Below are 23,726 nucleotides of genomic sequence, written 5' to 3' on the forward strand. Positions count from 1 at the left end.
CTGCCTCGTATATCCGGCCCGTGGCAGGCTGGATGGTGGACAGCTCCTGTTCATCATTATATAACAGCACCTTTACTATCCTATGACCAGAATAAATCAGGGGTAAGCATGAAGCTTTCTGCCTTTGGCGAAAAATTCACCAGCCATTCCGGCATCCTTTCATTAATGGATGATCTGGGTAATGCCCTTGCTGATGGTAAAGATATGATTATGATGGGCGGCGGTAATCCGGCCCATATCCCCGAAGTGGAAGCTGTATTCAGGCAGCGACTGCGGCAAATTACCGAGAGTCAGGCGGAGTTTACCCGGCTGGTGGGTACCTATGATCCTCCTCAGGGAGAAAAAGACTTCGTCCGTGAGATGGCGGCTTTTCTTAACCGTCAGTTTGGCTGGCAGCTGACGGCAAACAATATTGCCTTGTCTAATGGCAGCCAGGCCGCTTTTTTTATGCTGTTCAATATGTTTGCCGGACGTTATGGGGATGGCGGGCACAAGCGTATCCAGTTACCGCTGGCACCGGAATACATCGGTTATGCCGATGCCGGGCTGAGTGATGATTTTTTTGCGGCCAATAAGCCTGAAATTGAGCATCTGGATCAGCATACCTTCAAATACCGGGTGGATTTTCAGGAGCTGGTGATTGATGACAGTATTGGTGCCATTTGTGTGTCACGCCCTACCAATCCAACCGGTAATGTACTGACAGATAGTGAAATTGAGCGGCTCGACAGTCTGGCCCTGCAACATGATATTCCCATGATCATTGATGGTGCCTACGGCACGCCGTTTCCAAAGTTGATCTTTACCGAAGCGACTCCCCGCTGGAACGAACACACCATTCTTTGCCTGAGCCTGTCCAAACTGGGGCTCCCGGCGGTCAGAACCGGTATTGTGGTGGCCAATGAGCAGGTTATCAGAGCACTGTCGGGTATTAATGCCATTATGAATCTGGCACCAAACAGTACGGGTAGCCTGCTGGCACTGGATATGATCCGGGATGACAGCATTAACGCTCTTTGTGAGAATGTGATTCGACCTTACTATCAGGAGAAGGCTCAGTTTGCTGTGAACTGCCTCAAAGAGAAACTGGGTGATATTCCCTGGCATGTTCATAAACCGGAAGGGGCAATGTTCCTCTGGTTATGGTTTGAAGGCCTGCCTGTCTCCAGCCTGGAATTGTATGAACGACTGAAGGCAAGAAATGTGCTGGTGGTTTCCGGGCATTACTTCTTTCCGGGCATAGACGACGACTGGCCTCATAAGCATGAATGCCTCAGGCTGACGTATACCCGTGATCATCAGGACGTTGAACAGGGGCTGACTATTCTGGCGGAAGAAGTACACAAACTTTACAGGTAAACACGTGCAGCTGAATTGTGATATGGGGGAGAGTTTTGGCCCCTGGCAAATGGGCAATGACCAGGCAGTGATGCCATGGATTGATATGGCTAATATTGCCTGCGGCTTTCACGCTTCTGACCCCGATACCATGAGTGACACTGTGCAACAGGCGGTGGAGTGCGGTGTCACGGTTGGTGCTCACCCCGGATATCATGACAAGGCCGGGTTTGGTCGTCGCCCCATTCCTCACAGCCCTGAAAGTATCACCGCCCTTGTGGCTTACCAGGTTGGCGCACTGGATGCTATCTGTCAGCAGCATGGCACCCGGGTAAAGTACATTAAACCCCATGGTGCCCTTTACCATGGGATGATGAATGACCCGGATGTGTTTGAAGCCATTGTGATTGCCGCGGCAAATATGGAGATCAAACCAGCGCTTATGATTCAGGCACTGAGCAATAATGCGTTGCAAAAAAAGACAGCTGACAGGTATTCAGTACCACTGATTTATGAAGCCTATGCAGACAGGGCTTATGACGATCATGGCCTGCTGGTGTCAAGAACCTTGCCAGGGGCTGTTCACCGGGATTCAGCCACGATTCTTCAGCAGGTGAGAGGCTTGCTCTCGGGGGAAGTGAGCACCATCAGCGGAAAGCGGCTGAAGCTGAACGCCGATAGTCTGTGTGTTCATGGTGATAATCCTGACGCCATAGCGCTGATCCAGCAGATTCATCAGATTGTAAAGTCGCCAGACGCTGCGTCATGATGGATATCCAGCCTGTGTCAGAATCAGCGTTGATCATACGGTTGGGTGATCATATTGATACTCAGCTGGCAATAAAAACAGGCACTCTGGCTGACCATATCAGAGATAGCTGTTCGTCAGAGCTTATTGAAGTTATCCCTTCTTATACGACCATCTATATTCAGTACCACCCGCTGAAAACGGATTTTATCGCGTTAAAAAGTCGGCTGCAGGGGCTGGTTGATGCTTTTTTTCTGTCTAATGATAAAGATGATCGTGCCCGGAAGGCCAGCAAGATAATCACCTTGCCCGTTTATTACAGCCTGGAGACGGGGCCGGATTTACCGGAGGTTGCACAGTTTCATAACCGCACAGTGGCAGATGTTATCCAGATTCACAGTAAGTCGACTTATGTCGTTTGTGCTATCGGCTTTAGCCCTGGTTTTGCTTTCCTGGGGGCAGTTGACTTCGCGATTGCCACGCCAAGAAAGTCCGAGCCCCGAAAAATGCTGCCAGCAGGCAGTGTCGGGATTGCTGACCAGCAAACCGCTGTCTATCCATCCGACTCCCCCGGCGGTTGGCAGATAATTGGGAATTGTCCGGTTTCTTTGATTGATTTTGACAAAACACCCATGTCACCTTTCTCTGTGGGTTTGTCTGTGCAGTTCCAGCCTATATCACGGGATGAGTTTTTTGCGCTTGGAGGTACTTTGTGGTCGCACTGGAAGTCCTGGACCCGGGGATGATGACGCAGCTTCAGGATACTGGTCGAACGGGAGTGGGTTACCAGGGCCTGGCCCAGGGTGGCCCTATGGATTTACATGCTTATTGCTGGGCAAATTATCTTCTGGGAAACCCTATGTTCTGTTCCCAGTTGGAGATAACCGGTGGACAGGCAAGGTTTTTAGCGCATCAAGCCATCACGCTGGCGTTAACCGGGGCTGATCTGGGAGCCAGAGTCAATAGTCAGGCTGTGGAAGGGTGGCGGACCCTGCATCTGAATAAAGGCGATACCTTATCATTTCAGTTTCCCAAAAAAGGGCTGAGAGCCTATCTGGCCATTCCCGGCGGCTTTGCTGCACCCGTCGTCTTTGGCAGTGTGGCGACCGTGGTCAGGGATGGTATTGGTGGGTTAGGGGTCAGAGTTGCGAAGGAAGACAGTGGTAGTCTGATAAGGCAGGGGGATTATCTCAAGACCGTTTCCCAAGAGGTAGTTAAACCCGGCATAAACCGCATGGTGCCAGCCCGGTATATCCCGGAATATGCCGGGCCACTGAGCCTTAATCTGATGGAGTCGTATCAGGCCCGGGCTTTTTCTGCGCAGAGCCGGAAAAGTCTCTATCAGTCCCGGTTCACGCTTTCTCCCAATAGCGACCGTATGGGGTATCGATTGGCAGGGGCTCAAATTACGCCCCCCTTCAGCGGGGTGATTTCTGAAGGCATCGCCCTGGGGGCTGTTCAGATAGCTGAAAATGGTCAGCCAATTATTCTGATGCGCGACCACCAGACACTGGGTGGCTACCCCAAGTTCGGCTGTGTTGCCCAGTTGGATTTGAATAGGCTGGCACAGGCAATGCCGGGAACCCCGATACGCTTTCAGCCGATATCTTTTCAGGCAGCAGGACAAAAATTAAAAAGCTTCTACTCCTTCTTTAATCTGTAACCTTCCGTTTTCCCGTCAGGTATTGTTCTTGCGTTATGGCAAAACAATTCTACATTTGTCTGAAAAGAGGTGAGACTCGATGAATATGTTCAGTTTCCCTGTGCCGATGATTTCAGGCGTATTGGCGGGTGCAGTTTTGTCTGTATCTGCGGTTTTTGCTGCGGGCAGTACTGTGCCTGCGACACCTGCGTACCTTGAGCAGCCTGGCAAGCTCAGATCCATGGTGCCCCTTGACCAGCTGATAGCGAGAACCCGGCATACATTCGGGGTCAAGGCTACTGACGTGGTTGTATACTCAGCCCGGTTGCAGGAAGAAGAGCATCAGAAGGTGTTTGTTATCGACTTTATTGATGCCAATAACCGGTTGGAGCGCGTTGTTTATGGTGCTTTCAGTGGCAAGCAGATTGATCATGCCCCTATGCAGGTACCCATGCCAATGGAAGAGATCTTGTCAAAGGTGGAAAGTAAGTACCCCGGAGCAAATAGAATTCGAACCTGGCTGGAGAGGCAGGGTGGTAATATGGTCTATGTTATAGAGCTGGCTGACAAACAGTTTAAAGTGAAGCGTCGCCAGTTAACGATGGACGCTTATACCGGCAGAGTGATCACAGACGTAACGTATGACCTGAAACCGGATGGCAAGCGGATATCCCTTGAGCAGATTATCAAAAATGCACGGAAAAAATACCGTGGGATGGTTGTGCTGAGAACCCGAAGCAGTGTCAAAAACAATATGAATGTCAGGGAAATCATTTTTCTGGATGACAATCATATAAGACATAAGATGGTGGTAAATGCGGTTAACGGGGAAGTGATAGAAGACAGAATTACGCCGCTCGGATGGATCTAGCCCGGATATTTCATAAACGTGCTCTCGCTTGTCCTTTGTCGCTCTAAGGGAGTTTTGCTCAGTCGACCGTACTCCCCGGTACGGCGCTCCCTCACAAAATCCCTTAGAGCGACAAGCGACAAAGTCCTCGGCTTTAGCATCCAGCGTCGCCCTATCTCCTACATCCATGTGGTTGTGTGCGAGAATCGGGGCAGTTTATGAAATATCCGGGCTAGACTTGATGACAGTTTACTGAGGAGAGTCTTTGTGGATCCAAGCCGTGCCCAGTTATCAAATATCCCAGGCCTTGGTGCAAGCAGCCTGGCCAGAGAGTTGCAACCGCTAACTAACGAGATTATCGAGCGTCGGTTTTGTGGTCTGTGTGCAGAGTATATTGAGCGTCCTCCCTTTATGGCTTCCCGTTGTTGCGAACATAACTACCACTATGGCTGTACTGTCGTGATGACCCGGGAGGTTGCTCAGTGTTCAGTCTGTAAAAAAACACCTGTTGAGTTTACCAGAGATACTGATTTTGCCGAAGAGGTGAAGAAGTACGACTGGAGTCTTTTTGAGCCAGCGTCGGCCGCTGGTAGCTGTGCACCGATCCAGGCCTTCGATAGTGAAGCAGTCAGTGAACAAGCTGGAGCGATTGGTGCAGTTTCAGGACCAACTGGGCTATCAGGGACCCGCAACCAGCAAGTTGTCGATGTAGAGGAGGCCGAAAGAGCTCTTGCTCAGCCAGGTATTTTCGTACAGCAAAATTTGGTCGCTCAGGAACTGGTACCGCCCGGGGCTCCTCATCTTCATCCTGCTCTGCCGACAGTTGCCCAAACGATCGTTCGCCCCTCACTGAAGCTGAATATGGTCAGTATGACCAAGACATTTGAGCGGCTTTTGGGGCAACTGTGGATGCCAGTCGAGCTGCAGTCTCTGGCAATGCAAAGAGGGTATAGCTTTCTTAGACAGATGATGGATGTCGGTGTGGTGCCCAGATGGCAGCAAATGTGTGATAAAGAAGATCATCTTTGCGGCAAACAGATGAATATTGACAAGTCCGGTGGTGCCCGTGCGTTCTTTACCGCTATGCAGCAACATCTTGATCAGCTGGCACCGGAACACCGGTTCTTTGTTACCTTCGCCTGCTCACGGCAGAATCCGGTAACGGGTTGCCCGGAACCGGTCTCACCAGTGGTGCGAATTTTTCGTCACCCGACTGAACCTCATCTGATATTTCTATTTACTATCGGTGAGCCGGTACCGAGCCGTGCCCTTGGGCGCCTGGTTTATTGGAGTTTTGCCAGTGGTACCCAGTTAGTGAAATACCTCCAGTTTCTTATGCTGGTCAGTGAGGCAACCCAGGCTATATTTGTTCGTCCGACCAAAAAGGGAGAGTCTGATGCCGAAGGTCTGGATAAAATCGATGTCAAGGCGTTTGTGCAGCAGTACCCGCCGAGGGATTTCGGACTGGGGGATCCGTCAAAAAATAACAGGAGGATTCTGCTTTATGCCGCCCAGAGTCTTGGCTTGCAGCGTATCCGCAAAGAGGATGCTGAAAAGGTTACCCTGCTGAATAACATGATTGAGGGCAATCTGCGCGACTCTCAACTGACCGTCAAAAATGTGATTGACCATATATTGGGGCTTGGTTATCGCAAGGAGCGAGGGGTACATCTCATTTTTGACATGCCTGCCACGCAGATGCCCGGGCTGCCCGGGATAGATGTTGAGCTGAATAGACAAATGATCAATTTGCAGAACGATTTAGCCGATGTCTTGATAGAGATGTATAACCAGCGAGCAACTAGCAAAACGGACTATATACTTGTTGAGCTTGAGCCAGAGGTATCCACTTTGCGAGAAGAGATTCTGGTGCTGGTCCTGGATACCGACAGACTCTACCTGGTGAATATGAAAAACAGGTCGGTGTCTGTCCAGTGTTCGTCCAGCATTGATGATATCTGTGACTTCTGTCAGGTGTTTATGAGCGGCTGTCAAATCCTGAAGGCAAATATTATCTCTTATGCGCCGATCCAAACCAAAAAAAGTCTCGCTGAATAGCCTCCTGGAGCGGGATAAAGTCTGGAAACGTATTTTTACGTAATGTCTTCCGTATCGTCCGGCGCTAGTCTATGCCCGAGTGAAGTTCGATTCGGAGCTGGACAGAAATAACCGGTCTATGGATGATGTGACTCCCTGAATCCTGACCGTAGGCAGTAATGACATTGTCACTTTCTACTTAAAGATCGCTGGATTGGGTAAGTAAAGAACAACAAATGACCTGACACAGGAAACTGTATATGACTGTTGTGACTGTTGATATCGAGAAGAATTTGCAGAACCGTCATTTTCTCAAGCTACTGGACTTCTCCCCAATGGAGATCAGCCACTTGCTGGAGCGTGCAGCACAGCTGAAAGCGGCAAAGCGATCCGGTACTGAGGAGCAGTATTTAACCGGGCGAAATATTGCCCTGATTTTTGAAAAGGCCTCGACCCGAACCCGATGTGCCTTTGAGGTGGCCTGTTTTGATCAGGGAGCCAATGTCACCTATATCGGTGGTGGCTCGCAAATGGGGGCCAAAGAGACGGTGAAAGATACTGCCCGGGTACTGGGGCGTATGTACGACGGCATTGAATTTCGTGGTCATCTGCAGCAGCACGTTGAAGATCTGGCGGCTTATTCAGGGGTTCCGGTATGGAACGGTCTGACCGATGACTGGCATCCAACCCAGGTGCTGGCGGATTTTCTGACCATGCAGGAACACGGCAATGGTCGTTCACTGGGTGAGATGAAACTCTGCTATCTCGGTGATGGGCGCAACAACGTGGCTAATTCGCTGATGGTGGGTTCTGCGAAGATGGGGGTGGATTTCAGAATTGCTGCCCCGGCAGAATTCTTCCCTGCCCCTGAGCTTATCGAGCAATGTCGGGAAATTGCCCGGGAAACCGGGGCAAAGATTACCATCAGTGAGTCGGTGGATGAAGCGGTGGCGGGTTGTGATTTCCTGTACACCGACGTCTGGGTTTCCATGGGTGAACCGATGGAAGCCTGGGATGAAAGGGTCAAGCTTATGAAACCCTATCAGGTGAATCAGGCAGTGCTGCAAAAAACAGGCAATGCCAATGTCCGTTTCCTGCACTGCCTGCCAGCCTTTCACAACGATGACACGGTGATTGGCAAAGAAGTCGCTGACAAATTTGGTATGAACGGCCTGGAAGTCACTGAGGATGTGTTCGAGTCTGACGCCTCCATTGTCTTTGATCAGGCAGAAAACCGGATGCATACCATCAAGGCTGTGATGGTGGAAACATTGGGTAACAGTCGTTAGCCTCATGGAGTGTCGGTAGTCCGTGTCAATGACGGCTACCTTCCGGAATGACACGAAGCAATAAGTCTGACCTGCTGCTCAGGCGGAACTCTGCGAAACCCGTAGAATTGTCTACTCTATTAGATGTTTAATCTGGCGTTTTCCATTCGTTACCCGAAATGGTTCCTCAGTACTTTCCCTGTGAAAGTACTGAGTTGACTGTGTTAATGAGGCGAAAAAGTTGTTTTACAGGAGGCTTGGATAGAGCCAGCAGTACAGATCAGTGTTTGGGCTTATTAGCTTAAACATACGACAATTGGCTTATGTTGTGTGCAATGAGGCGTATCGCACTTACTCAGCGTTACCTGCATGACTGATGATCTCCTGAGCCCATGTCCATTCTCTTTTTTCCCAGCAGTATAGAGGAGCAGTAATGCCCCAGAGCCTATTGCGATACACCAATATTCTCAGCATCGTTGGTGACCTCATTCGCGTCCACGTTCCTAACCTGGCTGAGGGTAATGCCCAGGCCAACTATGGTGATCTGGCGTTGATTGAGCAGGATGGACAGACTTACTCCATGGCGCAGATCATCAAGATTGACCATGAAGAGGTTTCTCTCCAGGTTTTTGCCGGTACCAAGGGTCTGTCCACCGGAGCGTCGGTCTGCTTCCTGGGCCAGCCCATGAAGACCACCTACTCCCCCAATATTCTTGGGCGAATCTTCAACGGTGCCGGTGAGCCCATTGATGGTGGTCCTGCCCTGGAACAGGATCCCAGGGTGGAGATCGACGGACCTTCGGTAAACCCGGTTCGTCGTGTACTGGCTTCCCGCATGGTACGTACCAATGTGCCCATGATCGATGTCTTCAACACCCTGGTTGAGTCCCAGAAAATTCCTATCTTCTCCGTCGCCGGTGAACCCTACAACCGCTTCCTGGCCCGTATCGCCATTCAGGCAGAGGCGGATGTCGTTGTGTTTGGCGGCATGGGTCTGATCTTCGATGATTACCACTTCTTCCGCACTACCTTTGAAGAAGCCGGTGTCTCTGCCCGTACCATTATGTTCACCAACCTGGCGTCTGACCCGACGGTTGAACGTCTGCTGACGCCGGATATGGCGCTGGCGGTGGCGGAACACTTCGCCGTCGAAGAGTCCAAAAAGGTACTGGTTCTGCTCACCGACATGACCTCTTACGCCGACGCCATGAAAGAGATCGGTGTGGCCATGGACAAGATCCCTGCCAACCGTGGTTATATGGGGGATCTGTACTCCCAGCTGGCGCGTCGTTACGAAAAAGCCTGTGACTACAAGGGTGCCGGTTCTGTCACCATTCTGGCGGTGACCACCATGCCGGGCAATGACGTGACCCACCCGGTTCCGGACAACACCGGTTATATCACCGAAGGTCAGTTCTACCTGCACGAAGGGCACCTGGATCCATTTGGTTCCCTGTCCCGTTTGAAGCAGATGGTTCAGGGTAAAGAAACCCGCGAAGACCATCCCGCCATCATGAACACCATGATCCGCTTCTACTCAGACTCGGTGAACGCCGCCCAGAAACAGGCCATGGCCTTCGAACTGTCCAGCTATGACTTGAAAACCATCAAGTTCGGCAAGCTGTTCAAAAGACGCTTTATGTCTCTGGACGCTGCCATGTCTCTGGAGGAAGCACTGGATAAGTGCTGGGAGACCATGGCTGAATGCTTTGGACCGGAAGAGACCCTGATGAAACAGAGTCTGCTGGAAAAATACTGGCCCAACCCGGAGCAGCTTTCTTCAGAGAGTGATTCACACAGAACTGAGGAAGCTTCTGAAGCTGCAGCTGAGGCGTAATTATCATGGCCAAGGTAGCTCTCAACAAAAGTTCATTAAACAAAGAGAAGCGCAGTTTAAAGACGTACAACCGTTATCTGCCGGCGCTTGAACTCAAGCGTCAGCAGCTGATGATGGAACGTAAAAAGGCCGAAGAGGCGCTGGCACAGACACGGGAACATCTGGCGGAGGTGGAGCAGCTGGTCAGACAGCAGCTGCCAATGCTGGCAAGACAGGATGTTCCGGTGGATAACCTGGTGAAGGTAACGGATGTGCGCCTGACCCAGGAAAATATTGTCGGTACATCGGTTCCTCTGGTCGAGCACATTGAAATTGCGCTGACACCCTACAGTGATCTGGCCAAACCCCACTGGGTTGATTACCTGGTTGAGCTTCTGCAGCAGATGATTCGCCTGAGAATAGAACTCCAGGTTCGTCAGCTGCGCCACAGGGAGCTGGACAAGGCGACACGTACCACCTCCCAGCGGGTTAACCTGTTCTCCAAGGTGCTGATTCCCCAGACCAGAAAGAACATCCAGAAAATCCAGATCTATATGTCTGACCAGGACCGGGCCAGCGTCATGAACGCCAAGCTCTCCAAGGGCAAGGTTCTGGCCCAGGAAGCCAAAGGAGGTCATTCGCAGGTGGGCTGATATCCGGGTGGTATAACCTGCGAAAGCATTGATTATGGCTATTAAACGACTGAAAAAGATCACCCTTTACGGGCCCAGCCAGGAGAAGAGCAGCATTCTGAAAGAGCTGCAATCCCTGGGCTGTCTGCATTTGATTCCATTAACCGATAAACCAGTTGAGGTTCAGGTGCAGCCGGCGGAAGCCAGTGAAGCGAAAGCGTGGCTGGAGCGCAGCCCAAAGCAGAGACGGCAGGTTCGCAATGTTCGTGAACACAAGGATGCTGCCCGAGTAGACGACATTGTTCATAAGATTCTGGACAACAAGTCCAAATTCCGTGAGCAGTCCGATATTCGCGACAAGCTGCAGGAACGGATACGGGAAGTGCGCCCCTGGGGCGAGTTTGCTTTTCCTGCCCTGTCTGACCTGAATGGTCAACGGCTCTGGTTCTATGTTCTGCCCAATGGCGAACTGCCCGCGCTGAGGGATTCCCTTAAGCAGTGCGAGCTGCCCTGGGAACTGATTCATCAGAGCCAGAAAGACAGTTACGTTATCGTGGTTTCTGACAAGGAGCCCGAAGACTTTCTGCTGCCTGTGCATCGTTCTCATGTGGGTAAGATTCCACTTTCCCGCCTGGAAGAGATGCTGGATGAAGCAGAGGATGCCATCGAGGATCTGCTGGCTGAGCGGGAAGCGCTGACCCGCTGGCACTACCTTCTGGATCAGGTGCTTGCCGCCCGTCTGGACAGCGCTGATCTGCAGCAGGCCACCAGTGGCACTATGGATGAAGACAGCTTCTTCCTGGTGCAGGGCTGGGTACCGGTGGCTGAGCAGGCCAATGTTGAAGCCTTCACGGCTGCCCACGGTGTTGCGGCAATATTCGAGGACCCGAAAGTAGACGACAATCCTCCGACGTTACTGGACAAACCGGCAGGAACCGGTGGTGGTGCGGATGCCCTTGGTTTCTTCCAGACACCCAACTACCGCGCCTGGGATCCGGGTAATGTGGTGTTTTACTCATTCTCGCTGTTCTTTGCGATGATCATGAGCGATGCCATGTACTGTCTGATTTTCGGACTGATCATTTTCCTGCTCAGGGGCAAGCTCCGGCAGAGTGAAACCGGTCGTCGTCTGATGAATCTGGCGTACTTTATGTCCGGTGTGGGTATTGTCTGGGGTGTCTTTATCGGCAGTTACTTCGGTGCAGCACCCGACAGCGGCAGCTTATTTGGCCGCCTGGCCTTTATCGACCTCAACGATTACAACGCCATGATGAAATTGTCGGTGGTGATCGGTGTTGCACACCTGATCGTTGCCAATGTCATGACGGCGATTGTCAATCGTGGCTCAAGTTATGCCCTGGCACCACTGGGCTGGGCGGGGTTGATGGGCGGTGGTCTGACACTGTGGCTGGGGATGACCGGTACGCTGCCAGCGGCGTTTCAATCCACCATTGGCCCGGGGCTGATGATTGTCGGTGCCCTGCTGGTCTTCCTGTTCTCCAGCAGCCGTGAAGTGACATCCTTCAAGGACCTTATTCTGAGAATGCTGGATGGCCTGAAAGCCGTCTACAACATTACCAGTGCTTTTGGTGATGTGCTCAGTTACATGCGCCTGTTTGCCCTCGGCCTGTCCGGTGCATCTCTGGCCATGACGTTTAACTCTCTGGCCATGGACGTTCTTAATTCCAGCCCCGTCACCGGAGTGCTGTTTGCGGGAATCATTCTGCTGCTGGGTCACCTGCTGAATTTTGCCCTGTGCATCATGAGCGGTGTGGTTCACGGCATGCGTCTTAACGTCATTGAATTTGTCAACTGGGGACTGTCTGACGAAGGCTACCCATTTAAAGTCTTTAACCAAAGAACGACCTTTAACCAGCAAACAACTTTTAGTAAAGAGGATTAACAATGGATGCACTGATTATCGCACTGGGTTGGGTAGGTGTTTTCGCACCGGTTGCTCTGGGTGCAGTGGGTTCTGCAATCGGCTGTTCTGTCGCCGGACAGTCTGCCTGTGGTGCGATGCTGGATGTGGAGAGCGGCTACGGTAAGTTCGTCGGTCTCTCAGCCATGCCATCTTCCCAGGTTATCTACGGCATTGTCATCATGTTTACCCTGAGTGGCATCGGCGTCACTCTGGCCAGCGCTCCTGGTCTGTTTGGTATTGGTCTGCTGACCGGTGTTGCCCTGATGTACTCTGCCGTTTATCAGGGACAGGCGGTTGCAGCGGCCATCAATGCTTCCAAGAACAAGCCGGAAGTGTTTGGTCTTTCGATTGCGCCTGCGGCGATCGTAGAAGGCTTTGCGGTATTTGCTTTCGTATTCGCACTGGTTATGGGTCAGGGCATCGCCGCCTGATGATGGGGTGAATGATTGGCACCACAAAGTCAAAAAAGATTTCTCTGTGTCTTTGTGGTGACAAAAACTGACTGGCCCATAAGCAAATACAGGATTAGATAATGAGTACTGCAACTCCTGAAAAACAAATCGGGAAAACCGTTTCCGTCGGTGTTCAGGAACTGATCGAAAAGCTGCGTAACCAGGGCGTCGACAGTGGTCGCCAGGAAGCGGGCAAGATTATTTCTGACGCTGAAGCCAAAGCCGCTGAGCTGATCGCGGATGCCGAAAAACGCGCCAGTGCCATTGTTGGCAAGGCCCGTGAGGAAGCGGATTTTATTACCAGGGCAGGCAAAGAAGCGCTGCAACTGGCTGAGCGAAATGCCGTCCTTGAGCTGAAAGACTATCTGCTGGAAAAATTCTCTGACCAGATCCGTGCAGTGGTCAGCCACTCAATGGAAGGCGACAAGCTGCTGGAAGGGATGATTCTGGAAGTGGCTGGCCAGAACAATCTGCGCGGCGAAAACAACATCGAAGTGATCCTGCCCAGAAAAGTTATTGGTGTGGATGAACTGCGTGACAAACCTGAGCTGCTCAAGGCCGGTGGTCTGCTGGAGTTCGCCATGAAGCGGGCCAGTGAGATGCTTCAGGATGGCGTCACGTTCACCGTTGGTGGTGCTGGCCAGAGTGGCATTGCGTTTCGTCTGAAGGACAAGGATATCCAGGTAGAGCTGACCGATGAAGCCGTTGCTGCGGTTCTGCTGAAGCACCTGCAGCCACGTTTCCGTGCCCTGCTTGAAGGCATTATTAAATAATTGCCGGTGTCAGTTCGTGATGGCAGCTCAATGTCTGCCTCACGCTCATGTTAAGGAGTAGTTCCTGAATAAGTTCCGTGATTGTGGGCCCTCGAACCCTGATCTTCCTGAGTCTGTTGAAGGGCATGAACACCAGGCCCATGAGATAGATCGTGCCAGGCACCCTTCGACTGTGCTCAGGGTGAACGGACATAGGCCCCATCATCGGACCCTGTTTCTGGGCTGCTTCCGAGGAGAATACAATGGCTGAAAATGCCTACTATACCCTGCTGACATCGCTGCCGCATATTGACTCACTGTTTAACAGCAAGATTACGCCTATCTCCCGCATTCAGCTGGACCGTCGTCTGGCCATGCTGTCCACGGCAGATCGTGAAACCCTGGTTAAGGTGGAACAGCTGGTGCACTGGAGCCATCTGGGCGAAGAGATCAAGGAAGCGTATTTGATCAATCTGGCAGAGCGCCTGTTGCAGGAGCTGGACAGTCCTGATCTGAAAGAGCTGGTGAACTGGCGTCTGGATATGCGAACCATCGCTGCTGCCTTGCGACGAAAGGCCAATGGTATTCAGGCACCGACATCGGCGAAATGGAGTTACGGTAGCCGCTACGCCTACATCCGCCACAACTGGAATCATCCGACCCTCGGTTTGCAGCATGCATTCCCCTGGATTCCCGTGGCGGTTGAATGCCTGAGTAAAAAAGACTACCTGACGCTGGAAAAAACAGTGATGGAGGCGGTGTGGAACAAGCTGAACGAGCTTGGTGCCAGACACCGTTTCGACTTTGAAGCCGTGGTGATCTATCTGCTGCGCTGGAACCTGGTGGCACGCTGGACCTCCTACAATGGTGAACAGGCAGTGGTTCGGTTTAATGAGCTGACCCAGCAGGCATTAGGGGAATTTGCCCACCAATTGCCGGGTTCCCCGGATTAAACGACAACGGTTATACACATGACTGAACAGACAAAAACAGATCTGATGCAACAGACCTCTGCCCGGGTGGTAGCGGTGATGGGTGATATCATCACCATCGAAAGCATCAGTGGCAAAGATGGTGCGAAAAAGCCGCTGGTTAAGAACGAGGTGGTCTACGTACTGCCAAGCCGTCGCGCCAATGAAGCGGTGGAAGAGCAGCTGATGGCCGAGATTCTCCGTGTTCGTGGTAACACGGCGGATATTCAGGTGTTTGAGGAAACCCGTGGTGTTGCTGTCGGTGACCTGATTATTCAGACCGGGCACATGCTGTCTTTGGATCTGGGGCCTGGAATTCTCAGCATGATCTACGACGGTCTGCAGAACCCGCTGGAGCGACTGGCGAATCTGCATGGCCGCTTCCTGCAGCGGGGTGTTCAGGTTGAGTCCCTGGATCGTACCCATAACTGGGCATTCACTGCCGTGGCTAAAATCGGCGATAAACTCCATGCCGGTGAAACCTTTGGTACCGTGCCGGAAGGTCGCTTTACCCACAAAATCATGATTCCGTTTGATACCGTGGGTGAAGTGGAAGTGGTCTGGATTCAGGAAGGTAACTTCTCTGTTGATACCGTCGTGGCCCGGGTGAAAAACCACAAGGGTGAAGAAATTCCTCTGACCATGTACCAGCGCTGGCCGGTGCGTAAGTCAATCGCTGAAACGCTGGCCGCAAAAGGCAAGACCGAGCGTCTTTACCCTGACCAGCCGCTGATCACCACCACTCGCATCGTTGATACCTTCTTCCCGATTGCCCGTGGTGGTACCGGCTGTATCCCCGGACCTTTCGGTTCTGGCAAGACGGTATTGCAGCACGGTTTCTCCCGTTACTGCGATGCGGATATCGTTATTGTCACTGCCTGCGGTGAGCGTGCCGGTGAGGTGGTTGAAACCATCGAAGAGTTCCCGCACCTGCAGGACCCCAAGACCGGTGGTGCCCTGATCGACCGTACGGTTATTATCTGTAATACGTCGTCCATGCCGGTGGCTGCCCGTGAAGCCTCTATCTATACCGGTCTGACACTGGGTGAGTACTATCGCCAGATGGGTTACAACGTGCTGGCCCTGGCGGACTCTACTTCCCGCTGGGCCCAGGCCATGCGTGAAACCTCTAACCGTCTGGAAGAAATTCCCGGTGAAGAAGGCTTCCCGGCCTATATGGACTCTGCCATCAAGGGGGTTTACGAGCGTTGTGGTGTGGTTCGCAACGAAGACGGCGACGAAGGTTCCCTGACCATGATTGGCTCTGTATCACCTGCCGGTGGTAACTTTGAAGAGCCTGTTACCCAAGCCACCCTGAGTACCGTAAAGGCATTCCTTGGGCTGTCTTATGATCGTGCTTACAAACGTTTCTACCCGGCGATTGATCCTCTGATCTCCTGGTCCCGTTATCTGGATCAGCTGGAAGACTGGTACTCAAAAAACCTGTCGCCAGAGTGGGTCAGCAACGTCCGGGAGATGCAGGAACTGCTGGTACGCGGTGACAGCATCAACCAGATGATGCAGGTAACCGGTGAAGAGGGTATTACCCTGGAAGACTACGTGACTTTCCAGAAGTCTTACATGCTGGACATGGTCTATCTGCAGCAGGACGCTTTTGACGATGTGGACGCTTCCTGTCCAATCCATCGTCAGCAGGAAAACTTTGATCTGGTGGTGAGCCTGATTCGTCAGCAGTACAACTTCAGCGATAAAGAAGAGGTGCGTGATTACTTTATCAAGCTGACCGGCCTGTTCAAGAACATGCACTATGCACATCACGGATCACCTGAATACAACAACTATATGCACCGTATTCAGGAGCTTCGCAGCCAGTACGCCATGGGTGCTTTAGCTGCCTGATGACTGTTGTGTAACACGTACTGCTCAAGTCTGCCGGCGATGTCGGCAGTACTTTTTTAAGCCATTAATTTTTCAGCCACGTCTTCGTCCATTATCCCCTGAATATCTTTGGTTTAGTTTGAACTTTTCGGGTTTTTAAATATCAACACTGGAAAGAGCTGCTGGTGTTATATGGATAGCAATAAAATTTCAGGCTTGCCTGACTCTTGCATTGTTCAGACTTACCACTCTTATCAACAAGAACGTGCGGGTGGCAGGATGGGCTCTTACTATGTTACCCCCTGTGAACATGATGACCTTTCAGGCGCTGATTCTGGCTCAAATTTGCAGGAAGATGGCAGGATGCGACGTTTGGCTGAGCGGTTTTCAGCTATCGCTACTGTTACTCAACCAGTCTCTGCACAAAAGATAGAAGTGAAAACCAGGGTTCAGTCTGCTTTGCAGGCATTCCTGAAACATGACATTGAGTTTTGCAGGCAATTTGTGCAGCCAGCAAATCCTGACTGTGACAAAAGTTTTACCCCTCGATTTATCAGATTTTTTCCTGTTGTGTCAGGGATTTTGATCGATGCTCTTGTGGCAAAAGGAGAATCTGCTACAGACAGCGATTTTGAGCTGGCAGGTGATGTATTAAAAGACACTGAGGTGAAGACTGTTTTTTTCCAGCTGATAAGAGCCACTTTTTCCGGGCTGGATAGTTCCAGGAAAACGACAGCTGATCATCTTCTTAAGGCTTATAGAAAATATCCGGATGGTTGTTATGACGCAATAGTTGATGGAATCATCAGCCATAGAAAATCCCTTCCGGAATTACAGGTTGCAATGGACAGAAATCGGCTTACCCGGGGATTTCCAGTATGCTATTTTTCAATGCTGTTTGGTTCGAAGGACGACTATTATCTGGGGATTGATGCCCAAAATTATGATGCCAATACGGTTCATAATCTTTGCCAGGCCTTTGCCAGTTTGTTGGAGCAGTCCCGTCGTGGCGATCTTGAACCTGTGAATCTGTTGATATTGAATCAGATTCATCAACGTCTGACGAAAGATGTCAAGTCCTGGTACGGCGATCCTATATCTCCAACGTATGACTTTTCTGCATCACATGTATTTGATATTCCCAAAGAAAAATTCACGCCGTCGGGTTACCAGGAAATGATGTTGTTCGTGCAGAGCTGCGATCAAAAATACCGGGGTATGGATAAACTCTCTCCTGACAATCACGCAATTTTTCATATTTGTGGCTACCATGCGCCAAATCATGAGAAACCGGGCAAAGTTACGGTCAGAGCCTATTGTGATGAGCCTGACAAAGGTAATGTTCGCAAGAAAAATGTATTGATAAACGTGTTGGTTGACCATAGAAAGGCGCTGCATAGAACCCCGACTCCGGAAGACGTTCGCTTATCCACTGCCCGGTTGGCAAAGCGATTAATGCTTTTGCACTATTTTCTCGACGGAAATGGCAGAACCATTATTTACCTGATCAATCGCGAGCTGCTCAGAAATGGTCAGCCTCCGTCCATTATTCTGGATGCTGACGCCATTGCTGCGAAGTCATCTGCCGAGTTCTCCCAAATGATAAAGGAAGGGCAGGATCTTTTTATCGGTATACAGCGCAATCAGCAGCCAGCCTTATCTAATCCACCCTCTCTCTGTTTTCATGATCAGGCAAAAAGGAGGCTGCATGGGTATTTACAGCAGGTCTGGCGATAGGGGGTTGGGGATGTCGACAGGTTGGGTCGGTATTATTGGTAAAAAACGACAGTATATGTACAATGCAGAATGTTCTCCTCGTATAACCAGATAACTACGAGGTTAAAGCGGTCAGGGATTCGCCGTACATAATGATAAAAAAAGTTCTGGCACCAGTGATACAGGATATCTGGTAGCGGACAGGAGTTATAATGAAAAAAATTACCGCCATGCTGGCATTTCTGCTGGCGTTCAGTTCATCACTTTTTGCCTCTTATAACCAGATATGGGAAGAGTCCACGCTGAACAAGATCGTGGAGCGCAAGGTGCTTCGTGTTGGTCTGGATGCAGGCTATATGCCATTTGAAATGACTAACAAGCAGGGTAAGATCGTTGGTTTTGATGTGGACGTTGCCCGCCAGATGGCCAAGTCCATGGGCGTAGAGCTGGAAATTGTCAATACCGCATGGGATGGCATTATTCCGGCACTGGTGACGGATAAGTTTGACATTATCATGTCCGGTATGACCCTGACTTCCCAGCGTAACCTGCAGATTAACTTTGCCAACCCCTATATTGTCATTGGCCAGAGTGTATTACTGCGTAATGGACTGAAAGATGAAATCAAGTCTTACAAAGATCTGAATAATCCAAAATATACGGTGGTTTCCAAGCTGGGCACCACCGGCGATCTGGCCGCCAGGCGCTACCTGAGCAAGGCCAAGCTGAGATTGTTCGAAACCGAATCTGAAGGTGCCATCGAAGTGGTGAATGGCAAGGCCGATGCATTTATTTATGACCTGCCGTTTAATGCGGTCTACTCCAGCCAGAATCCGGGCAAACTGGTTCACCTGGACACGCCTTTCACCTATGAGCCGCTGGCCTGGGGCGTTCGCAAGGGGGACCCGGACTTTGTTAACTGGTTAAATAACTTCCTGACCCAGATTCAGGGTGACGGTACTTACGATAAAATTTATGCCAAGTGGTTCGAAAGTTCCGCATGGCAAAAGACCCTGAAGTAACGGCTGATGCTGCAGGGTAAACCCGTGAAAGGCCAGCCTCTGCAAATGGAAAAGCCGCCAAACCAGGTTCTGTGGAATCTGGTTTTTGCGGCAATATTGCTGCTGTTGGGTCTGGGTATCTACAAGTCCAGTCAGGCGATTGACTATATCTGGCGCTGGGATCGAGTCCCCCAGTACATTGTTTATCAGGCCCGCGATGAACTTCGTGCGGAGTTTGATGGCACCATAGAAAGTAATGAAACAGGAGAGCTAATCCTCATCAATGATGTTGACGACAGTGAGCGTATGACTGTTGTCGGTTATCAGGAAATGGCTGTCAGTGACGGTGATCTGATCTTTGCAGGTGACCTCTTGGCGGTCAACTATCACTGGCAGCCTGGGCCGATGGCCAATGGACTCTGGATGACCATCAGGCTCTCCCTGGTGTCTATTGTTTTTGCCATTGTTCTTGGGGCTCTGGCTGGTCTGGCACGCATATCACCCAATCCGGCACTGCGTCACCTTGCGACTGTTTATGTGGAGCTGGTGCGGGGAACGCCCCTGCTGGTGCAAATCTTCATTGTCTACTTCTTTATTGGCACTGTTATGGATCTGGAGCGATTCACCGCGGGTGTGGTGGCGCTGTCAGTATTCACCGGAGCCTATGTGGCAGAAATCATCCGGGCCGGTATCGAGTCTATCAGCCGGGGACAGATGGAGGCCGGACGAAGTCTGGGGATGAGCCGTGGCATGACCATGCGCTATATCATTCTACCGCAGGCGTTCAAGAGGGTGTTGCCACCACTGGCTGGCCAGTTTATCAACCTGATCAAGGATTCTTCACTGGTTTCCGTTATCTCGCTGACAGACCTTACCAAGGCTGGACGGGAAGTGGTAAGTGTGACATTCAGCCCGTTTGAAGTGTGGTTCAGTGTTGCCTTGATGTACCTGGTTCTGACCGCCACGCTTTCCTGGCTGGTCCGTCGTTTGGAGGTGAGATATGCCGTCAGAGACTGAAGGTTCTTTGTCCACAGCGGTCATTATCCGGGCTACCGGGGTTGAGAAGATCTATCCCAACGGGGTACATGCCCTGAAGAATATTCATCAGAATATTCAAGAGGGTGAGGTCGTTGTGGTCATTGGCCCCAGCGGCTCCGGTAAGTCGACATTTCTGCGAACCCTGAATCAGCTGGAAACCATTAATGCGGGTGAAATTGTTATTGATGGCATATCCCTGACCACGCCCGGGGATGTGAATAAGCTTCGGGAAGAGGTGGGGATGGTTTTCCAGTCGTTTAATCTGTTCCCCCACCTGTCGGTATTGGACAATATCTGTCTGGCACCCATGAAGGTTCGTGGCATCAGCCGCACTGAAGCAGAGGAACGGGCAAAAGCCCTTCTGCTGAAAGTAGGGCTGTCGGATAAGGCCGCCAGTTTTCCTCCGCAACTGTCGGGTGGACAGCAACAGCGGGTTGCCATCGCCAGGGCACTGGCCATGCAGCCACGGATTATGCTGTTTGATGAACCCACCAGTGCCCTTGACCCGGAAATGGTTGGGGAAGTGCTGGATGTGATGAAACAGCTGGCTGGAGAGGGGATGACCATGGTGGTGGTTACCCATGAAATGGGGTTTGCCCGGGAGGTGGCTGACCGGGTTCTGTTTATGGACGGCGGTGAGTTACTGGTGGATAGTGAGCCGGAGATTTTTTTTCAGGCACCGGAAAATGAACGTTTGCGAGTCTTCTTAAGTCAGGTAATTTGACGAAATATTCGGTCGGTAATTATCCGTTGTTATCTCCTGGGCGTGTTTCCCTAAACGCCCAGCGAACCCTTAAAACAGGCGTTCTTTTAAACGCAGGAATCAATAACCAGTACATAAAAATGCCAAAGCAGTTGGCGACGATATCCCAGAACGATGGGTAGCGATAGTCGGTAAGGGATTGCAGGCCTTCAATCCAGATACCGTATAAAGCCGCGATAGCCGCTTTTTTCAGGTTGAAACGGTCCTGGTAACAAAAGCCATCAAGCAGGCCGGAAATAACCAGAAAAGCAAGGCAGTGGGCTATTTTGTCAGCAGCCACCGGCAGCTTCCAGAATGTCAGGTCAACACCTCTGAAGTTATCTATAGGCAATAGAGACAAAATAGTGATGGCTGTCAGGGTAATGGCTAATGCCGCTCTGCTGACCGGTAAATAGTGCTGAAGAATTACGTCTTCCAGTGACGGGGCTTTCCTGAGGTTTTCCACTTTACACGTTTGGATCTGTTTGTATTAAGTTTGTCTTTCAGTGAAGCAGGGATTTCCAGCTCACGCCAATGACCCGGCTGCAGGTCGTCAATTTTCCATGATCCTATCTGGCAGCGAATCAGCCTGAGTGTTGGATGGCCGATAGCAGCGGTCATTCTTCTTACCTGACGGTTTCTTCCCTCCTTTATAGTCAATTGAATCCAGCAATCCGGAATCGACTTTCTTTCCCGTATGGGTGGCACTCTTTCCCAGACATCAGGAGCGTCAATGATTTCTGCCCGGGCCGGGAGAGTAGGGCCATCGTTCAGAACTATTCCGGTACGAAGATGGTCTAAGGATTGAGAGTCCGGGATTCCTTCCACCTGAACCCAGTATGTTTTGGGCATTTTGTGCTCAGGTGAGGCAATCAGGTTTTGCAACTGGCCATTATCCGTCAGCAGTAACAACCCTTCGCTGTCTCGATCCAGCCTGCCCGCTGGATAGATGCCGGGAATGTTAATGAAATCCTTCAGGGTTTGCCGTCCTTCCTGGTCCGTAAACTGGGTCAAAACACCGTAAGGTTTATTAAAAAGCAATAATCGGCTTTTTTTGGAAGGGCGTATAACAGAAGCCTGCATGGGTAATCACTGATGAGAAAAGTCAGAATTATAAATGCAGGAGAACCTGTGGACTAGACTATGGCCTTAACCATTTAAAAGGGGGTTGTGTGAGTACACCACCAGCAAGCTGTGATCACCCTCAGCAGCGGGCAACTGATGTGAAATCAGTTATCAGTTATTTAGCTCCATTGCTATTGGGGGGGAGTCTGTGGGTGCTCCCTGCACCGGAAGGTCTGGATCTGCAGGGATGGCACATGCTGATTATTTTTATCAGCACCCTGTTGGGGGTGATGGTTACTCCCATGCCGATGTCGGCAATCACCTTGATGGGGGTGACAGCCCTGGGGCTGACCAAAACCCTGACCCTCAAACAGGCACTGGCGGGTTATGGTGATCCTGTAACCTGGCTGGTGGTGCTGGCGTTTTTCATCTCTCACGGGTTTATAAAAACCGGGCTTGGGCTCAGAATTGCCTACTGCTTCATGCGTATCATGGGGAAGAAAACCCTGACCCTGGGTTATGGACTGACCCTGACGGATATGCTGCTTGCCCCGGCAATGCCCAGTACCACGGCTCGCGCAGGTGCCGTGGTATACCCCATTATGCAATCCATCGCCACTGTCTATGACAGTAAGCCGGGAGCCACTGCCAACAGGATGGGGGCCTTTCTGTTGATGATCGTCTTCCACGCCAATGCCATCACCAGCACCATGTTTCTGACTGCCATGGCGGGTAATCCGCTGGTGGTCAAGCTTGCTGGCAATCAGGGTATTGAGTTGAGCTGGGCGACGTGGGCCTTGGGGGCATTGTTACCCGGTATTGTCTGTCTTATCTTGATGCCACTTTGTCTGTATCGCATTATCCCGCCGGAATTGAAAGAAACCCCCATGGCCGTCAAGGTGGCACAGGATGAACTTCACCGCCTGGGCTCCCTGACCAGGGATGAATGGATTATGGCCGGTACTTTCCTGTCGCTTCTTGTGCTATGGATATTTGGTCAGCAGCTGGGCTTTTCAGCGACGCTGGTGGCTATGGTGGGTGTGTGCATTCTGCTGTCAAGCGGTGTTCTGAACTGGGATGATCTCCGTGGTAATAAGGGAGCCTGGGACACCATGATCTGGTTCGGGGCATTTATTACCATGGCTCATTACCTCAGTGCCTATGGCGTAGTGAACTATGTCAGTGATCAGGTTGGCGATCTGTTTGACGGTTTGCCCGCCTGGCTGGCAATGATCACCGTCTGTGGACTGTACTACTTTTTCCATTACTTCTTTGCCGCATCCACAGCACAGATCAGTGCCATGTATGCTGGTTTTCTGCTGATCATGCTCGGAGCTGGTGTTCCCCCGCTGGGAGGTGCCCTGATGCTTGCCTATATGAGTAATATTTGTGCTGTTATTACCCACTATGGGAATGGACCGGCACCAATCCTTTATGGTGCTGGTTATGTTTCTCTTTTCAACTGGTGGAAAGTCGGGTTGATCATGAGCTCGCTCTATTTGCTGGTATGGCTGGGGCTGGGTAGTGTCTGGTTGTCCTGGTTAGGCTATTTATAGCCAATAAGTTGTAACTATCCGGCCATCTGCCACTGTGCGTATGGCCTAAACAATCACCTCAACAAGAAATGTTTTGATCAGGAAACCCAGGACACCCAGGCCAAGAGCTCCAAAGAGTACAAATGTACCCCATTTCCCCGCATTGGATTTTTTGGCCAGGTCATAAACGATAAAAGCCATAAATAAAACCAGCCCGCTGATTAAGACCTGTAACATGATGGATTCGAACTCAGCAATATCCATAGAACCTCCAGAAGTTTAGCCGACTTTTTTTGGCAACTTTTTTTGCCTGCTTTTTTTTCGCCAACTTTCTTATGCCGGTATTTTAGGCATTTTCTG

The 23,726-nt window shown here is 51.1% G+C and carries 22 protein-coding genes; 19 read left to right on the plus strand and 3 right to left on the minus strand.

All coding sequences use genetic code 11. The features are described from left to right. Window positions 1–108: 108 nt before the first annotated feature. The 18 genes from ACO6VE_RS12690 to ACO6VE_RS12775 all read left to right on the plus strand — a co-directional run bounded on the left by ACO6VE_RS12690 (window position 109) and on the right by ACO6VE_RS12775 (window position 20,748). Window positions 109–1,359, plus strand: a complete 1,251-nt coding sequence (locus tag ACO6VE_RS12690) for a valine--pyruvate transaminase (protein ID WP_163369720.1) — start codon at window positions 109–111, stop codon at window positions 1,357–1,359. Window positions 1,360–1,363: 4 nt separating this feature from the next. Then, the gene (locus tag ACO6VE_RS12695; protein WP_422461605.1) at window positions 1,364–2,107 is read left to right on the plus strand and encodes a 5-oxoprolinase subunit PxpA; all 744 of its coding nucleotides are present in this window, start codon (window positions 1,364–1,366) and stop codon (window positions 2,105–2,107) included. Continuing rightward, on the plus strand, window positions 2,104–2,832 hold the full coding sequence (gene pxpB / locus ACO6VE_RS12700) for a 5-oxoprolinase subunit PxpB (RefSeq protein ID WP_422450301.1): 729 nt from the start codon (window positions 2,104–2,106) through the stop codon (window positions 2,830–2,832). Before ACO6VE_RS12695 ends, pxpB begins: the two co-directional genes overlap by 4 nt. Continuing rightward, window positions 2,829–3,749, plus strand: coding sequence for a biotin-dependent carboxyltransferase family protein (locus ACO6VE_RS12705; protein WP_422461607.1), 921 nt, complete (start codon window positions 2,829–2,831; stop codon window positions 3,747–3,749). The genes pxpB and ACO6VE_RS12705 overlap by 4 nt, the downstream gene beginning before the upstream one ends. Before the next feature lie 79 nt (window positions 3,750–3,828). Beyond that, window positions 3,829–4,599: a PepSY domain-containing protein gene (locus ACO6VE_RS12710; RefSeq protein WP_422461609.1), complete on the plus strand. Its 771-nt coding sequence runs from the start codon at window positions 3,829–3,831 to the stop codon at window positions 4,597–4,599. A 246-nt stretch (window positions 4,600–4,845) separates the two neighbouring features. Next, window positions 4,846–6,636 carry a hypothetical protein gene (locus ACO6VE_RS12715; RefSeq protein ID WP_422450304.1) on the plus strand — a complete coding sequence of 597 codons (1,791 nt, stop codon included), beginning with the start codon at window positions 4,846–4,848 and terminating at the stop codon, window positions 6,634–6,636. 260 nt (window positions 6,637–6,896) lie between these two features. Beyond that, window positions 6,897–7,904, plus strand: coding sequence for an ornithine carbamoyltransferase (argF, locus tag ACO6VE_RS12720; protein WP_422450563.1), 1,008 nt, complete (start codon window positions 6,897–6,899; stop codon window positions 7,902–7,904). Between the two features lie 412 nt (window positions 7,905–8,316). Next, window positions 8,317–9,720 (plus strand): V-type ATP synthase subunit B, encoded by a 1,404-nt coding sequence (locus ACO6VE_RS12725; RefSeq protein ID WP_422450305.1) that lies wholly within the window; start codon window positions 8,317–8,319, stop codon window positions 9,718–9,720. 5 nt (window positions 9,721–9,725) lie between these two features. Continuing rightward, entirely contained in the window at window positions 9,726–10,352 is a 627-nt protein-coding gene (locus ACO6VE_RS12730) for a V-type ATP synthase subunit D (protein ID WP_163369725.1), read from the plus strand. Window positions 10,353–10,386: 34 nt separating this feature from the next. Further along, a complete protein-coding gene (locus ACO6VE_RS12735; protein WP_422461611.1) occupies window positions 10,387–12,234 on the plus strand; it encodes a V-type ATP synthase subunit I in 1,848 nt (615 codons plus the stop codon). A 2-nt stretch (window positions 12,235–12,236) separates the two neighbouring features. Next, window positions 12,237–12,686, plus strand: coding sequence for an ATP synthase subunit C (locus ACO6VE_RS12740; protein ID WP_209200523.1), 450 nt, complete (start codon window positions 12,237–12,239; stop codon window positions 12,684–12,686). Between the two features lie 101 nt (window positions 12,687–12,787). Next, window positions 12,788–13,480 (plus strand): hypothetical protein, encoded by a 693-nt coding sequence (locus ACO6VE_RS12745; RefSeq protein ID WP_422461613.1) that lies wholly within the window; start codon window positions 12,788–12,790, stop codon window positions 13,478–13,480. A gap of 242 nt (window positions 13,481–13,722) precedes the next feature. Beyond that, on the plus strand, window positions 13,723–14,412 hold the full coding sequence (locus ACO6VE_RS12750; protein ID WP_101747255.1) for a DUF2764 family protein: 690 nt from the start codon (window positions 13,723–13,725) through the stop codon (window positions 14,410–14,412). A gap of 18 nt (window positions 14,413–14,430) precedes the next feature. Next, window positions 14,431–16,290 carry a V-type ATP synthase subunit A gene (locus tag ACO6VE_RS12755; RefSeq protein ID WP_422450307.1) on the plus strand — a complete coding sequence of 620 codons (1,860 nt, stop codon included), beginning with the start codon at window positions 14,431–14,433 and terminating at the stop codon, window positions 16,288–16,290. Between the two features lie 171 nt (window positions 16,291–16,461). Continuing rightward, entirely contained in the window at window positions 16,462–18,006 is a 1,545-nt protein-coding gene (locus tag ACO6VE_RS12760; RefSeq protein WP_422461615.1) for a hypothetical protein, read from the plus strand. A 191-nt stretch (window positions 18,007–18,197) separates the two neighbouring features. Next, entirely contained in the window at window positions 18,198–19,007 is an 810-nt protein-coding gene (locus tag ACO6VE_RS12765; protein WP_422461617.1) for a transporter substrate-binding domain-containing protein, read from the plus strand. 6 nt (window positions 19,008–19,013) lie between these two features. Next, window positions 19,014–20,003, plus strand: coding sequence for an amino acid ABC transporter permease (locus ACO6VE_RS12770; protein ID WP_422461618.1), 990 nt, complete (start codon window positions 19,014–19,016; stop codon window positions 20,001–20,003). Window positions 20,004–20,025: 22 nt separating this feature from the next. Further along, window positions 20,026–20,748: an amino acid ABC transporter ATP-binding protein gene (locus ACO6VE_RS12775; protein ID WP_422461633.1), complete on the plus strand. Its 723-nt coding sequence runs from the start codon at window positions 20,026–20,028 to the stop codon at window positions 20,746–20,748. A gap of 19 nt (window positions 20,749–20,767) precedes the next feature. Here ACO6VE_RS12775 and ACO6VE_RS12780 read toward each other — a convergent pair whose 3' ends face one another. Both ACO6VE_RS12780 and ACO6VE_RS12785 read right to left on the minus strand, forming a co-directional pair. After that, window positions 20,768–21,232, minus strand: coding sequence for a VanZ family protein (locus tag ACO6VE_RS12780; protein WP_422461620.1), 465 nt, complete (start codon window positions 21,230–21,232; stop codon window positions 20,768–20,770). Next, window positions 21,193–21,849 (minus strand): pseudouridine synthase, encoded by a 657-nt coding sequence (locus ACO6VE_RS12785; protein ID WP_422450311.1) that lies wholly within the window; start codon window positions 21,847–21,849, stop codon window positions 21,193–21,195. The genes ACO6VE_RS12780 and ACO6VE_RS12785 overlap by 40 nt, the downstream gene beginning before the upstream one ends. A gap of 89 nt (window positions 21,850–21,938) precedes the next feature. Here ACO6VE_RS12785 and ACO6VE_RS12790 point away from each other — a divergent pair, with 89 nt between their 5' ends. Then, complete coding sequence (locus ACO6VE_RS12790; protein ID WP_422461622.1) at window positions 21,939–23,387, plus strand: DASS family sodium-coupled anion symporter; 1,449 nt, start codon at window positions 21,939–21,941, stop codon at window positions 23,385–23,387. A 45-nt stretch (window positions 23,388–23,432) separates the two neighbouring features. On the opposite strand, the gene ACO6VE_RS12795 is transcribed toward ACO6VE_RS12790, so the two are convergent. After that, window positions 23,433–23,630, minus strand: a complete 198-nt coding sequence (locus tag ACO6VE_RS12795; RefSeq protein WP_101748002.1) for a DUF2788 domain-containing protein — start codon at window positions 23,628–23,630, stop codon at window positions 23,433–23,435. Window positions 23,631–23,726: the final 96 nt, after the last annotated feature.

The organism is Endozoicomonas sp. ALB115 (assembly GCF_049310245.1).
GTDB lineage: Bacteria > Pseudomonadota > Gammaproteobacteria > Pseudomonadales > Endozoicomonadaceae > Endozoicomonas.